Raw genomic sequence first — 14,613 nt, forward strand, 5'->3', positions numbered from 1 at the left:
ATGATTCTTGATAACAAATGAAAGAAGGGAATAAAGATATGATGGAACAAAATCAAAGGAATTTACGGAAGCAAGTTGCCCCTTATGAAAAATCAAATCTTCGAGCTAGTATCTGGCAGATGCTCAACACCCTCGTACCATTCTTTTTATTGTGGATTCTTGCCTATCAAAGCCTCAAGTTTTCTTACATACTGACCTTGGGGATCTCTTTGCTGGCTGCAGGTTTTTTGGTGAGAACCTTCATTATCTTTCATGATTGCTGCCATCACTCCTTTTTTAAAAATCGGAAAGCGAACATGATTCTTGGTACTATTACGGGAATATTAACAGTTTTTCCATATTACCAATGGCAGCACGATCATTCTGTGCACCATGCTACGAGCAGCAACTTAGATAAGCGGGGAACGGGGGATATCTGGGTTCTGACAGTCGATGAATACTTAGCTGCATCAACGTGGGAAAGATTAAAATACCGGTTATATCGGAATCCGGTTGTAATGTTTGGGCTTGGCCCGATTTATGTATTCCTGCTTAAAAATCGTTTTAATAGAAAAGGTGCCCGCTTCAATGAACGTATGAATACCTATATGACTAATGCAGGAATTGCTGCTTTAATAACGATACTATGCTTATCAATTGGCTGGGAGTCATTCCTATTAGTACAAACTCCGATTTTCCTGCTGTCAGGTTCCTTAGGTATATGGCTTTTTTATGTGCAGCATACCTTTGAGGATTCATATTTTGAGGAAGATCAGCATTGGGAATATGTAAAAGCAGCTGTAGAGGGCAGTTCTTTTTATAAACTTCCAAAGATTTTACAGTGGCTGACGGGAAATATTGGCTACCACCATGTACACCATTTAAGTCCGAGAGTTCCTAATTATAAGCTGGAGGAGGCACATAATAATACACCGCCATTACAAAATGTGCCAACCATAACGTTAGCAACAAGTTTAAGTTCACTCAAATTCCGACTATGGGATGAACAGGGAAAAAGATTTGTTGGCTTCAAAGAGATTAAGGTCCTGGTAAAAAAACAGAAAGAGTTTCTTCAACCGGAAAAAGCTTAGAAACGGCAAGCCTCCTATAGGGGGCTTGTCGTTATTTCTGTTCTAAACGATGGTATTGGTCGAATAGATAGTAGTAAATGAAGATAAAGGTGAATTGTGGTAAGATTAGGTTAATTAACATTTTTAGCTGAAAATGAGGTTTTTTTATGTTAAAGAGGTATCTGACATTCCAGAAAAACAGCGGTATATCACCTTATATATGGACGATTCTATGCATTTTGCCTTTTTATTTTATTTTTCAAACAGCCTCACCTATTAAAATCGTTGTTGGAATTATCTTAACCATACTCTTTTTTGTATTCTACCGAATAGCATTTTTTGCTAAAGGGTGGCCAGTTTATCTCTGGACCTTCATCTTAATCGGTATTTCGATTACATCAACTAGTCTTTACAGTTATGTGTATTTCGCTTTTTTTCTCTCTTATTTTATCGGTAATATTAAGGATCGCGTAACGTTTTTAACTTTATATTTTATTCATTTAATTAGTACCTCTGCTTCTATTAACTTTAGCATTGTACAAATGGATGAACTTTTTCTTAAGCAATTACCTTTTGTTATTATCATTTGGATAAGTGTGATTTTGCTTCCTTTTAATATTCATAACAAGAAAGAAATGGGGCAGCTAGAAGAGAAATTAGAGGATGCAAATAAGCGGATTTCAGAACTTGTTAAGCTGGAGGAACGTCAACGAATTGCCCGAGACCTTCATGACACGCTTGGGCAAAAGCTATCACTCATTGGTTTAAAAAGTGATTTAGCGAGGAGATTAATTACAAAAGATCCGGATCAGGCACGTAATGAGTTAAAGGACGTACAGCAGACAGCGAGAACTGCCTTAAGTGAGGTAAGAAAAATGGTTTCTTCTATGCGGGGAATCCGATTAAAGGATGAAATGGTAAGTGTGAAACAAATCCTGAAGGCAGCCGAAATAAACTTAGAAGGTAAACATGACATTTCAATGAAAAATGTGCCGTTATTAACGGAGAACATCCTAAGCATGTGCTTGAAAGAGGCAGTAAATAATGTAGTCAAACATAGCGGCGCAAGTACCTGTTCGATTTCAGTCGAACAATCATGGAAGGAATTGGTGATGACAATCCATGATAATGGTGTGTTTAAAGACGAAGAAGATAAAGACACAAGGGGAAGCGGACTTTTAGGAATGAAAGAACGCCTTGAATTTATTAATGGCAGCTTAGACCTTCTAACAAAAGAAGGCACAACTTTAATAATCAGAGTGCCTAATGACGTAAAGCCGTCACTTAAAGAGGAGGCGTAAAATATGATTAGAATCGTTATAGCGGAAGACCAGCAAATGCTGTTGGGCGCCTTTGGGTCTCTTCTAAATTTAGAAGAGGACATGGAAGTGGTTGGCAAGGCTTCAAATGGGGAAGAAGCAGTAGCCTTAGTACGACAGCAACAGCCTGATGTATGCATTATGGACATTGAAATGCCAGGTAAAACAGGGCTTGAAGCAGCAGAAGAGCTGAAAGGGTTAAATTGTAAGGTTATTATCTTAACAACCTTTGCCAGAACAGGGTATTTTCAACGTGCGTTAAAAGCTGGGGTTCGAGGTTATTTATTGAAAGACAGTCCAAGTGAAGAGCTTGCCAGCTCCATCCGCCGCGTTATCGAGGGAAAAAGGATATACGCCCCTGAACTGATGGACGATGTCTACAGCGAGGAAAATCCGCTGACAGATCGTGAAAAGGAAGTATTAGAACTCGTCGCCGATGGCAAAAACACACAAGAAATTGCTGAACAACTCAGCATCAAAACAGGAACCGTCCGCAACTACATCTCAACCATCCTCGACAAACTAGACGTCAAAAACCGCATCGAAGCCATCAAACAATCCAAAGAAAAAGGATGGTTTAAATAGTGATTTGAGGAAATAAAAAAGGTGCCTGTCACCGCTGCTCTGCAGCGGCGACAGGCACCTTTTAGGTATCACTTTGGTGACAGGCACCACTCGTGGACACTTTCCACCCCATATGGACAATTCGGAAAATAATTGAAAAAGGATAATGGTACGGTTTCTTTTTTCTGTGACGGTCTTGTTATAATTTAATCAGTATGAGGCAGACTTAAACTTTTTTATAAAAATAGGCAAATTAGTGATTGACCTTGACGTAGCGTAAAGGTGTATCGTTTTATATGAGGGGATGATCACATGGAATATACCATCCAAAAACTAGCTAATCTCGCAGGTGTCAGCACCCGTACTCTCAGGTATTATGATGAAATTGGAATTCTTAAGCCGGCAAGAATCAATTCATCAGGATATCGGATTTATGGTCAAGCAGAAGTGAATACCCTTCAGCAAATCTTATTCTATAGAGAGCTGGGAGTTGGATTAGACAGCATCAAGGACATTGTAACGGCGCCGACCTTTGATGGTGCAAAAGCACTGCGGGAGCATCGTGAAAAACTTCTCGAGAAAAGAGAACAACTCGATTTATTAATCGCCAATGTGGATAAAACGATTGCACTTACAGAAGGGAGAATTACCATGTCAAATAAAGAAAAGTTTGAAGGGTTTAAGAAAAAGATGATTGAGGATAACGAGAAAAAATACGGAAAAGAAATTCGTGATAAATATGGCAACGATAAAGTAGAAGCCTCTAATGCAAAAGTCATGAACATGACAGAGGAACAGTATGAAGAAGTCACCGCACTAGCTGAGCAAATTCAAAGCACACTTGCTGAGGCATTTAAGTCAGGAGATCCCGCTGGTGAGTTAGCACAAAAAGCTGCAGATTTACACAAACAATGGCTCACTTATTATTGGAAAGAATACAGCAAAGAAGCCCATGCAGGTCTAGCACAAATGTATGTGGATGACGAAAGATTTACAGCTTATTATGATAAGGAACAACCTGGTACAGCAGAGTTCTTAAGAGATGCTATTCATATCTACACAGGTCAAAAAAACTAATAATTAAAGCTCACCCAATAATCGTTTTGGGTGGGATTTTTATATTTTTATAATAAAAAGTGTGGAAGTTTATAATGAAGAAACCGGCTAATAATAAATAAGCCGGTTTCTAATTTTTGAAAACTGTAACTAGATAATATTTTGTTATTGCCAGATACTCCCTTATGTATGATTTTGGAATGGCTACGGTCGGAGTTTCTGCAGGAATTCCCTTTAAACTCAAGCCTTGGTCCCTGGCAATGGACTTGGCTCTATAAAGATGAAAATCATTGGTTACAATTAATCCAGTTTTAAAATGTTTCGGTATGAGTTTCTTTGAAAAAGAGATATTTTCCACTGTGTCTGTTGATTTATCTTCTAGTAAAACTCTATGACTAGGGACTCCCTGTGCAACTAAGCCTCTTTTAATCGCCTCCGCTTCAGTAATATCTTCACCTGGCCCTTGTCCCCCCGAGGCGATTGCAATCGTTTCTTTATTTTTCTTCAAATAGTTAGCAGCAGCGTCGATTCGATATTGAAGGGCTAGAGAAGGTGTTTCACCTTTAACGCGTGCCCCAAGAATAATGATATAGTCAGCATCTTTAGGTACTTCAGTATCGGCGTGTTCTCGAATCTTAGCATGTAAAAAACCAAAGTATAGTAACAGAATGAGTATTAAAACTCCTAAACCAATAAGTAAGAACATCCTTTGTTTCATAACCTCAACTCAATTCCTCAATGTATATTCTATCTTCCTATTATTTTAACATAATCGCTTTACCATTTTATGTTCATGATTTTAGAAGGAGGATTGGTATGTATAGACCATGCATGAAATTTGTATATTCACACACGCTATAATGTAAGCGTTTCCAAAAATAACGGTAATAAAATTCTATAAAAACTGAAAATTGAGCTATTTTTATGTTGAATATTTATTACATTGTATGTATAATGATTCATTATAAAAGGAACGCAGGAGTTGAATGAAATGAAAGCAGCCATTATCGGTGGCACAGGGTACGGAGCAATTGAATTGATTCGTTTGATTCAAAACCATCCATATTTAGAAATTGGTACAGTTGTTTCAAACTCGCAATCAGGTACCAATTTTAGTGATAGTTATCCACATCTTTCAAATATTGTTAATCTATCTCTTGAAAAATTTAATGCTGAAGAACTTAGTAAGCAAAACGATATTGTCTTTCTTGCAACACCCTCTGGTGTTAGCAGCTCATTAGCTCCACAACTTGTAGATAAAGGAATAAAAGTAATCGATCTTTCAGGAGATTTTCGGCTAAGGTCGCAAAATGAATATGAGACCTGGTATAAGCATTCAGCTCCTGAGGAGAAATATTTGAGCCAGGCAGTTTATGGATTAAGTGAGATTTATACAGAAGAAATTAAAGGTGCAGCCTTAATTGCCAATCCGGGCTGCTACCCAACTGCAACAAGCCTCGGTTTGCTGCCAATTTTGAAAGCAAATCTTGCTGACTCACAATCTATTATTATTGACGCCAAATCTGGGGTTTCTGGTGCGGGAAGGGGTCTTTCATTAACATCGCACTATGCTGAGATAAATGAAAATCTTAAAGCATATAAGCTTGGTGCCCATCAGCATATACCGGAAATAGAACAGGTTCTAACGGATGAAACCGGTAATCCAATCACCGTCACATTTACAACACATTTAGTACCGATGTCGCGGGGTATTATGATTACTTCATACGTTAACCTAACGGAAAAGATTACAACTAATGAGGTTACTGATATATACAATAAATTTTATGAAAATCATCCTTTCGTAAGGGTTCGACAAGCAGGGACTTATCCTTCTACGAAAGAGGTAAGTGGCAGTAACTACTGCGATATCGGCTTACATGTTGACCCGCGAACAAATCGACTTACGGTTATTTCCGTTATCGATAATTTAGTTAAAGGTGCCGCAGGGCAGGCTATACAAAATGCAAACCTAATGAACAATTGGGATGTCAGGACGGGGCTTAATAGCATACCAATGTATCCATAATGATAACTTTTGAGTTAACGAGATTACAAATGAAGCAGGAATAGAAAAAAGGGGGAGTTAACAGTGCCAGCAATTTCAACTAAAGAAATCGTTGTACTAGAAGAAGGAAGTGTTACCCTGCCGAAGGGATTTACAGCAGGAGGTATGCATTGCGGAATAAAAAGGAAACGTCTTGATCTAGGTTATATTGTATCGGAAGTTCCGGCAGCAGTTGCTGGCGTTTATACAACGAATATTTTTCAAGCAGCACCCCTTTTACTTACTCAAGAGAGTATCGCAAAAGAAAATAAGATCCAAGCAGTTATTGTCAACTCTGGAAATGCCAATGCATGCACAGGGGAACAGGGATTATTAGACGCTATGGAAATGCAAAAAGGATTTGCTGACGAACTTGGTATTGCGGAGCACTTGGTTGCTGTAACTTCAACAGGTGTTATTGGAGAACTACTGCCGATGGATAAAGTGAAATCCGGCATTAACCAAATTCTTAGTAAAGAATATGAAGCTGAAGAAAACTTCAAGCAAGCGATTTTAACAACTGATACGTGTATTAAGCAATTTGCTGTTAAAGTGAAAATTGATGGCAAAACAGTTAGCATTGGCGGTGCGGCAAAAGGATCAGGGATGATACATCCAAATATGGCGACAATGCTTGGTTTTATCACAACAGACGCAAATATTGCCCATGAGGATTTGCATAGTGCATTGAAGGATATAACGAATCAAACCTTCAACATGATCACAGTTGATGGTGATACAAGTACGAATGATATGGTTTTAGTCATAGCGAACGGGTTAGCAGGTAATGACCAGCTAACAAAAGACCACCCAGATTGGGATTTATTCAAAGCTGGCTTAAAGCTTGTTAGTGAAGAACTTGCGAAGAAAATTGCCAGAGATGGCGAAGGGGCAACTAAGCTCATTGAAGTGCAAGTAAATGGAGCATACAGCCATGAAGCTGCCAGAGCAGTAGGAAAGTCAATTATTTCTTCTAATCTTGTAAAAACAGCTATTTATGGTACAGACCCGAACTGGGGAAGAATCGTTACAGCGATCGGATATTCAGAAATACCTGTTGAGCCAAATGCATTGAAGGTGGCAATTGGTCCTTACAAAGTGTTTGAAAATGGATTGCCATGTTCTTTTGTAGAAGAAGAAGTAAAAGAGTACTTAGAGTTGGAAACAGTTAAAATTTTTGTTGAATTAAATCAAGGTAATGAAAGTGCAACGGCATGGGGCTGCGATTTAACGTATGACTATGTAAAAATCAACGCTTCCTACCGCACGTAAGTGGAGGGAGAAAAATGAACTATATAGTCATTAAGTGTGGCGGAAGTGTGTTAGAAAATCTGCCAAAGACATTCTATGAAGATGTAATTTCCCTCCATCAAAAAGGAGAGTGGACACCGATTATTGTCCATGGCGGCGGCCCGTTGATTAATAAATTATTAAAAAATCTAAATGTAGAAACTACCTTTGTAAATGGTTTACGAGTAACCAATCACGAGGTATTAGATATAGTTGAAATGGTGTTAAGCGGAACGGTGAATAAACAAGTAGTACGGAACCTCATTGAAGCAGGCGGAAGTTCATTTGGTGTTAGTGGTGTTGATGGTTCTTTGTTAAAAGCCATTCCAAATGCAGATGAAAGTTTAGGTTTTGTTGGCGAAGTGGTTGAAGTGAATACCGCTGTCATTAAAAGTATTGTATCTCAAGGACATATACCCGTCGTTTCACCAATAGGGATTGGTGCAGATGGGCAGCGGTACAATATTAATGGAGATGTTGCAGCAAGTGCTGTTGCCAAGGCACTGGGGGCAAACCTTTGTTTTATCAGTGATATCCCTGGAATCTTAGTTGAAAAAAATGGTAAGAAATCCAAATTAGATAAGGTTACTAAAGCAAGGGTGGAAGAACTCATTGAAGATAAAACCATCTACGGCGGGATGATTCCAAAGGTCAAAGCAGCGATTGATGGATTAGTCCATAAAATACCGATGGTCGGTATCATAGATGGATTTGAAAAAAATAGCTTAGTAGAATACGTGAACGGCAAAAATATTGGAACAAAAATTGTTTTAGATGAGGAGATTGCCTAATGACCATTAACACTTCTGTTTCCCCAATTTCGCCGGTAATGGCAACCTATAGCCGCTTTCCCATTACATTGGTAAAGGGGAAAGGAAGCTATGTATGGGATGATCAAGGGAAAAAATATTTAGATTTTACTTCAGGTATTGCCACATGTAATTTAGGGCACGTGCCTGATGTTGTTAAAGAAAAGCTTGAAGAGCAGCTTCAAAATCTTTGGCACTGTTCAAACCTGTATCATATTCCAAATCAGCAGGAGCTGGCATCACTACTAACAGCTAATAGCTGTGGAGATCAAGTTTTCTTTTGCAACAGCGGAGCAGAAGCAAATGAGGCAGCCATCAAGCTGGCAAGAAGATATGCTCAAAAGGTTAAAGGAACAGACTCCTTTGAAGTCATTACCTTTCAACAATCCTTTCATGGAAGAACGTTAGCAACATTATCGGCAACAGGGCAGGAAAAAATCCAACATGGTTTTGCTCCATTGGTTAAAGGATTTAGTTATCTGTCATTTAATGATATCGAAGCACTTGACCAGCTAAAAACACTTGAGCCAGCAGCCATTTTACTAGAGCTTGTCCAAGGTGAAGGCGGAGTTATTCCAGCAAATCACGAATGGGTAAAGAAAATCGCAGAAATATGTGAAGAAAAAGACATCCTTTTAATGGTAGATGAAATTCAAACAGGAATCGGCCGGACCGGCACATTGTTTGCCTATGAGCAATACGGTATAGAACCGGATGTTATTAGTATTGCAAAAGGCCTTGGATCAGGCTTTCCGATTGGAGCCATCATTGCAAAAGAAAAGGCAGCGAAGGCATTCGAACCTGGTACACATGGAAGTACGTTTGGCGGTAATCCATTAGCAACTGCAGCCGGGGTAGCAACGATATCCCATATCATTGAAAGTAAATTACTAAAGCATGTTAATGAAATCTCAGTGTACTTTGATGAACTGTTAACTAAATTTAAAGAAAAGTACACTTTTATAGAAGATATAAGAGGAAAAGGCCTATTAAAGGGGATCGTTGTCGGAGATAAGGCTCCTCAAATTGTTCAAAAAGCAATTGAAAATGAACTATTGATATTAACGGCGGGACCAAATGTTGTAAGACTTCTTCCGCCATTAACCGTAACGAAAGAAGAAATCGACGAATTCATCAAAGTATTGGAAAAAACTTTCCAAAGTATAGAGAAAGGCGAGTGAGTGTTATGGAATTAGGATATCTTACTTTGGAAACTGGAGAGGTTTTTGAAGGAGTACTAATAGGGGCTAATAAGGATTCAATCGGAGAAGTTGTATTTAATACTAGTATGACTGGCTATCAGGAGATCATTACCGATCCTTCTTATGCAGGGCAACTCATTACTTTCTGCTATCCGATCATTGGAAACTATGGAATTAACGCAATGGATGATGAATGCATTTCACCTTCCTTAGCTGGAGTAGTGATTGGTGATTTATGTGAAACGCCAAGTCATTACCAATCCATTAATAAGTTTTCTGAAAAATTAATGCAGGCTGGCGTTCCAGGAATTGCAGGAGTGGATACAAGATTACTTGTAAAAACGATTCGCAGCCGAGGAACTGTCAAGGGATATTTAAGTAAAACTAAACAAGCATCTTTTTCAGAAAGCACAGCAACCCCTCTATGGGTAGAGAAGGTTTCAACAAAAAATATTCAATATTTCAATAATGAAGGACCTCATGTTGTCTTAATTGATTTTGGCTATAAAAAATCAATATTAAATGCACTCTTGGACGAAAAATGTTCCGTTACCATTGTTCCATTTAATACATCTTTCGAACAAATTAAAGCCTTAAAGCCGGACGGTGTGTTATTAAGCAACGGCCCTGGAGATCCAATGGCGCTAAAACAATGGTTTCCAGAAATCAAAAAGATTACACAGCACTATCCAACGCTGGGGATTTGCCTGGGTCATCAGTTAATTGCTCTTGCTTATGGAGCGAAAACGGAAAAACTTGCTTACGGACATCGCGGCGGCAATCACCCTGTTAAAGAATTAGCAACAGGTAAAGTAAAAATTACAGCTCAAAACCATGGATATGTTGTGGTAGATGAGAGTATCGATACCCAGGTTTTCCAGATTACGTACCGAAATGTTAATGATAAATCGATTGAAGGATTAAAGCATCGCCGTTATCCGATTCAAACTGTGCAATTTCACCCGGAAGCACATCCAGGACCAAGTGACACCCAATACATTCTTGAAAATTTTGTATACCAGATAAATTCCGTGGGAGATAAACGTTATGCCATTAAATAAAAACCTAAAAAAAGTATTAGTAATTGGATCAGGTCCGATTGTAATCGGTCAGGCTGCTGAATTTGATTATGCCGGAACACAAGCATGTATCGCTCTTAAAGAAGAGGGAATACAAGTGGTATTAATCAATAACAACCCAGCCACGATTATGACCGACGAAACTGTTGCCGATAAAGTATATATTGAACCTCTAAATGTTGAAACCATTGAAAAAATCATCATTAAAGAAAAGCCTGATGGAATTATTGGAACTTTAGGCGGTCAAACGGGTTTAAATCTAACCGTTGAACTCTATGAAAAAGGTATACTTCGAAAGCACAATGTAGAGCTGTTAGGAACTTCTGTAGAATCGATTAAAAACGGTGAGGACCGTGATCGTTTCCGAAGTTTAATGATAAAAATTGACGAACCAATTCCTGAATCAGCGATTATCCACACCTATGAAGAAGGTGTAGAGTTCGTCTCCCAAATTGGTTTTCCTGTAATCATCCGACCGGCATACACACTGGGGGGACATGGAGGCGGCTTTGCCCATAATCCGGAAGAACTTGAAAATGTTCTGAAGAAGGGATTAGCAGCCAGCCCAATTCATCAGGTCCTTGTTGAGAGAAGTATTAAAGGCTGGAAGGAAATTGAATATGAGGTTATAAGAGACGCCAATGACACCTGTATTATAGTTTGTAATATGGAAAACATGGACCCTGTCGGCGTTCATACAGGTGATTCCATTGTTGTTGCTCCATCACAAACATTGACAGATGTGCAATACCAAATGCTTCGGAACTCTTCATTAAAAGTAATACGAGAATTAAAGATTATCGGCGGCTGCAACATCCAATTTGCTCTTAATCCAGAATCTAACCAATATTGTATTATCGAAGTAAATCCAAGGGTAAGCCGTTCTTCCGCATTAGCGTCAAAAGCAACAGGTTATCCGATTGCAAGGATGGCAGCTAAATGTGCAGTTGGTTATCATTTAGATGAGATTGTGAACCCTATAACAGGTAACACCTTTGCTTCTTTTGAACCAGCGATTGATTATATTGTTGTGAAGCTCCCGCGCTTCCCATTTGATAAATTTCCTGAAGCAGACCGAACATTAGGAACACAAATGAAAGCAACTGGGGAAGTAATGGCAATTGACCGTACGTTTGAAGGGGCACTAAATAAGGCAATTCGCTCAATGGAGTTAAATATATATGGACTTTGTTTGGAATCCAACCAAAGTGTAGAAACTGATGTTTTATTTGAAAAACTTGAAACACCTAATGACCAAAGACTATTTATGATTGCAGAAGCATTCAGAAGAGGTATTTCTCTTGAACAAATTAAGCAGATAACGGAAATTGATTCGTGGTTTTTATATAAAATCAATACCATCGTTGCTTTAGAAGCGGAATTAGCCTCTTATACATGGAACGATGTACCTCTTTCTCTATTAAAAACAGCGAAGCGTCATAATATCTCTGATAAGCTGCTTTCACAAATATACAGCATCGAGGAAAAACAAATTAGAAGTAAATGGAAAGAACTTAACTGGAAACCTGGCTACAAGATGGTTGATACGTGTTCTGCAGAATTTGATGCCGTTACTCCTTATTACTATTCCACTTGGCTCGGAGCTGATGAGGTAGAGGTAACAAACGGTAAAAAAATACTTGTTCTTGGCTCAGGACCAATCCGAATTGGCCAAGGGATCGAATTTGATTACTGCTCAGTTCATGCCGCAATAGCGGTAAAAAAGATGGGCTATGAGGCAGTAGTCATTAATAATAATCCTGAGACAGTGAGTACAGATTATTCTGTAGCTGACAGCCTTTATTTTGAACCATTAACGGCTGAAGATGTTCTTACCGTTATTGAAAAAGAAAATATTGAAGGCGTATTAATCCAGTTTGGCGGCCAAACAGCCATTAATTTAGCACATGCTCTTCAAGAAGAAGGGGTAAAAATTCTTGGCACCACGGTTGAAAATGTAGATCGCTTTGAGGATCGGAAAGAATTTTATGAACTGCTTGAAGACTTAGACATTCCACATATTGTCGGAGAGACTGTATTTCATAAAAATGAATTACTAGAAGCAGCTGCAAAAATCGGCTATCCCGTCCTCGTTCGCCCATCTTATGTAATTGGCGGCCAATCGATGTTTACTATTTTTAATGAAGAAGAATTAAACTACTATATTCAGCAGCTAGAGGAAAACTCATCTCAAGAAAAAATGTGGCCGTTATTAGTAGATTGCTATATGCCTGGCTTAGAGTGTGAAGTCGATGTGATTAGTGATGGAAAGCATGTAATTGTACCAGGAATCTTTGAACATATTGAAAGAGCGGGAGTACATTCTGGAGACAGTATTAGTGTTTTTCCACCAATCTCATTAGCGAAGGAGATCAAAGAAACTTTAATTGATTATGCTGAAAAAATCGCCAAATCAGCACCAATCGTCGGCATAATGAATATTCAATTTGTTATCTATCAGGATCAAGTCCTTGTTTTAGAAGTAAATCCACGTTCTTCACGTACGGTTCCAATAATGAGCAAAGTTACAGGCGTTCCAATGATTGAATGGGCAGTAATGGCACAGTTAGGAGTATCCTTGGATTCGCTTTCGAATGAAACGGGTTTACTAACAGAACCAAATTATTATTCGGTTAAGGCACCTATATTTTCAAGAAGCAAATTAAAGGGAGTCGATCACGTTCTAGGACCGGAAATGAAATCAACAGGTGAAGTGTTAGGTTTAGGAGCAACCTTCCATGAAGCGCTCGAAAAGGCTTTTCCTGCAGCGAGCGATGAAACAGAGAACTATTTATTCTGCTCGATATCCGATCGTGAAAAACAAGCCAGCCTTCCAATCCTACAGAAGTTTACAGCTGAAAATTACAAGCTGATTGCAACGGAAGGAACAGCAAAATTCTTGCAAGAAAATGACCTTATCATTGAAAAGGTTATTAAGAACAACGAAGATGTTAATGAACTATTCAAAAACAATACCATTCAAGCAGTCATTAATATACCGAACCAAGGAAGAAATAAAATAAAATTTGGTTTTTATATTCGTGAACAAGCGACCCGCTACAATGTACCGGTATTTACTCATTTAGATACAGTTGAAGCAATGGTCAGCCTTCAAGCTAAAACGATTGACCAATCAGAGGTACGTACAGTAACGGAATATTACAATATCGAAGAGAGCGGTGTGGAACATGTCAAATGTGATTAACTGGAACGCAAAGGGTGTGTCACAGCAGCCACAATTAAAAGGCAAGGATTTTTTATCCTTGTCCGATTTTCATACAGATGAGATTCTTTACCTTTTAGAGGAAGCAAAGGAACTAAAAAGCCTTCAAAAACAAGGAAAACCACATCCTTATTTGAGCGGGAAGGTTCTAGGGATGATATTTGAAAAATCTTCAACTCGTACTAGGGTTTCCTTTGAGGTAGGGATGCTCCAATTAGGCGGGCATGCGATCTTCTTAAGTTCGAAGGACATTCAGCTCGGCAGGGGAGAAAGTATTTCAGATACAGCAAAAGTTTTATCTCGTTATATCGATTGCATGATGATTAGAACGTTCTCACACGACTCTGTTAAGGAACTGGCAGAGCATGCAACCGTTCCGGTAATCAATGGTTTAACAGATTTACATCATCCAACTCAGGTGATGGCGGACTTATTAACGATTCAAGAACACAAAGGTAAGCTGGCCGGATTAAAGATGTGCTATTTAGGAGACGGAAATAATAATATGGCTCATTCATTAATGGAAGGAGCAGCAAAGGTTGGAATGCATATCAGCATTGCAAGCCCACCAGGCTATTTACCTGATGGAAACATCACTGAAAAAGCGATCGCAACAGGAAAGCTAACAGGCAGTAAAATTCTAATTACACATAACCCAGTAGAAGCGGTTAAAGACGCGGACATCGTTGTCACAGATGTTTGGACCAGTATGGGGCAAGAGGCAGAAACTGAAAAAAGACTAAAAGATCTAGCAGACTTCCAAGTAAATGCAGAATTATGTCAACACGCTAAACAAGATTATATCTTTTTACATTGCTTACCAGCTCACCGCGGAGAAGAAGTAACAGCTGAAATCATTGATGGACCACATTCAGTCGTGTTTGATGAAGCAGAGAATCGACTTCATGCTCAAAAAGCAATATTAAAACTTTTACTAGAATAGTAGATTTTTTTTAATTTTGGTGTATAATAATT

General features: G+C 38.7%; 12 protein-coding genes. 11 read left to right on the plus strand and 1 reads right to left on the minus strand.

Annotated elements, in window-relative coordinates; genetic code table 11:
* Positions 1–38: 38 nt before the first annotated feature.
* The 4 genes from desA (at position 39) to QNH29_RS05730 (ending at position 4,009) form a co-directional block, all read left to right on the plus strand.
* Positions 39–1,070, plus strand: a complete 1,032-nt coding sequence (gene desA, locus QNH29_RS05715; RefSeq protein ID WP_283863876.1) for a Delta(5) desaturase DesA — start codon at positions 39–41, stop codon at positions 1,068–1,070.
* 146 nt (positions 1,071–1,216) lie between these two features.
* Positions 1,217–2,350: a sensor histidine kinase gene (locus QNH29_RS05720; RefSeq protein ID WP_283863877.1), complete on the plus strand. Its 1,134-nt coding sequence runs from the start codon at positions 1,217–1,219 to the stop codon at positions 2,348–2,350.
* Between the two features lie 3 nt (positions 2,351–2,353).
* Positions 2,354–2,953 (plus strand): response regulator transcription factor, encoded by a 600-nt coding sequence (locus tag QNH29_RS05725; protein ID WP_283863878.1) that lies wholly within the window; start codon positions 2,354–2,356, stop codon positions 2,951–2,953.
* A gap of 291 nt (positions 2,954–3,244) precedes the next feature.
* Positions 3,245–4,009: a MerR family transcriptional regulator gene (locus QNH29_RS05730; RefSeq protein ID WP_283863879.1), complete on the plus strand. Its 765-nt coding sequence runs from the start codon at positions 3,245–3,247 to the stop codon at positions 4,007–4,009.
* 109 nt (positions 4,010–4,118) lie between these two features.
* Here the strand turns inward: QNH29_RS05730 and QNH29_RS05735 are convergent, their stop codons facing one another.
* Complete coding sequence (locus QNH29_RS05735; RefSeq protein WP_283863880.1) at positions 4,119–4,706, minus strand: YdcF family protein; 588 nt, start codon at positions 4,704–4,706, stop codon at positions 4,119–4,121.
* 273 nt (positions 4,707–4,979) lie between these two features.
* On the opposite strand from QNH29_RS05735, the gene argC reads away from it, so the two are divergent.
* The 7 genes from argC (at position 4,980) to argF (ending at position 14,581) form a co-directional block, all read left to right on the plus strand.
* Entirely contained in the window at positions 4,980–6,017 is a 1,038-nt protein-coding gene (gene argC, locus QNH29_RS05740; protein ID WP_283863881.1) for an N-acetyl-gamma-glutamyl-phosphate reductase, read from the plus strand.
* A gap of 63 nt (positions 6,018–6,080) precedes the next feature.
* Complete coding sequence (argJ, locus tag QNH29_RS05745; RefSeq protein ID WP_283863882.1) at positions 6,081–7,307, plus strand: bifunctional glutamate N-acetyltransferase/amino-acid acetyltransferase ArgJ; 1,227 nt, start codon at positions 6,081–6,083, stop codon at positions 7,305–7,307.
* A gap of 14 nt (positions 7,308–7,321) precedes the next feature.
* Complete coding sequence (argB, locus tag QNH29_RS05750) at positions 7,322–8,116, plus strand: acetylglutamate kinase (protein ID WP_283863883.1); 795 nt, start codon at positions 7,322–7,324, stop codon at positions 8,114–8,116.
* Positions 8,116–9,315, plus strand: a complete 1,200-nt coding sequence (locus QNH29_RS05755) for an acetylornithine transaminase (protein ID WP_283863884.1) — start codon at positions 8,116–8,118, stop codon at positions 9,313–9,315. Before argB ends, QNH29_RS05755 begins: the two co-directional genes overlap by 1 nt.
* A gap of 5 nt (positions 9,316–9,320) precedes the next feature.
* On the plus strand, positions 9,321–10,397 hold the full coding sequence (locus tag QNH29_RS05760) for a carbamoyl phosphate synthase small subunit (protein ID WP_283863885.1): 1,077 nt from the start codon (positions 9,321–9,323) through the stop codon (positions 10,395–10,397).
* Complete coding sequence (carB, locus tag QNH29_RS05765) at positions 10,384–13,620, plus strand: carbamoyl-phosphate synthase (glutamine-hydrolyzing) large subunit (RefSeq protein ID WP_283863886.1); 3,237 nt, start codon at positions 10,384–10,386, stop codon at positions 13,618–13,620. Before QNH29_RS05760 ends, carB begins: the two co-directional genes overlap by 14 nt.
* The gene (gene argF / locus QNH29_RS05770) at positions 13,604–14,581 is read left to right on the plus strand and encodes an ornithine carbamoyltransferase (protein WP_283863887.1); all 978 of its coding nucleotides are present in this window, start codon (positions 13,604–13,606) and stop codon (positions 14,579–14,581) included. The genes carB and argF overlap by 17 nt, the downstream gene beginning before the upstream one ends.
* The last annotated feature ends 32 nt before the right edge of the window (positions 14,582–14,613 follow it).

The organism is Neobacillus sp. DY30 (assembly GCF_030123065.1).
Taxonomy (GTDB): Bacteria; Bacillota; Bacilli; order Bacillales; family Cytobacillaceae; genus Neobacillus.

Bases quoted from the DNA above. Each gene is read 5' to 3' on its own strand.
- QNH29_RS05720 (WP_283863877.1), top strand. From the start codon at position 1,217: ATGTTAAAGAGGTATCTGACATTCCAGAAAAACAGCGGTATATCACCT.
- QNH29_RS05760 (WP_283863885.1), top strand. From the start codon at position 9,321: ATGGAATTAGGATATCTTACTTTGGAAACTGGAGAGGTTTTTGAAGGA.
- argB (WP_283863883.1), top strand. From the start codon at position 7,322: ATGAACTATATAGTCATTAAGTGTGGCGGAAGTGTGTTAGAAAATCTG.
- QNH29_RS05730 (WP_283863879.1), top strand. From the start codon at position 3,245: ATGGAATATACCATCCAAAAACTAGCTAATCTCGCAGGTGTCAGCACC.
- QNH29_RS05755 (WP_283863884.1), top strand. From the start codon at position 8,116: ATGACCATTAACACTTCTGTTTCCCCAATTTCGCCGGTAATGGCAACC.
- QNH29_RS05725 (WP_283863878.1), top strand. From the start codon at position 2,354: ATGATTAGAATCGTTATAGCGGAAGACCAGCAAATGCTGTTGGGCGCC.
- QNH29_RS05735 (WP_283863880.1), bottom strand. From the start codon at position 4,706: ATGAAACAAAGGATGTTCTTACTTATTGGTTTAGGAGTTTTAATACTC.
- argC (WP_283863881.1), top strand. From the start codon at position 4,980: ATGAAAGCAGCCATTATCGGTGGCACAGGGTACGGAGCAATTGAATTG.
- carB (WP_283863886.1), top strand. From the start codon at position 10,384: ATGCCATTAAATAAAAACCTAAAAAAAGTATTAGTAATTGGATCAGGT.
- argF (WP_283863887.1), top strand. From the start codon at position 13,604: ATGTCAAATGTGATTAACTGGAACGCAAAGGGTGTGTCACAGCAGCCA.
- desA (WP_283863876.1), top strand. From the start codon at position 39: ATGATGGAACAAAATCAAAGGAATTTACGGAAGCAAGTTGCCCCTTAT.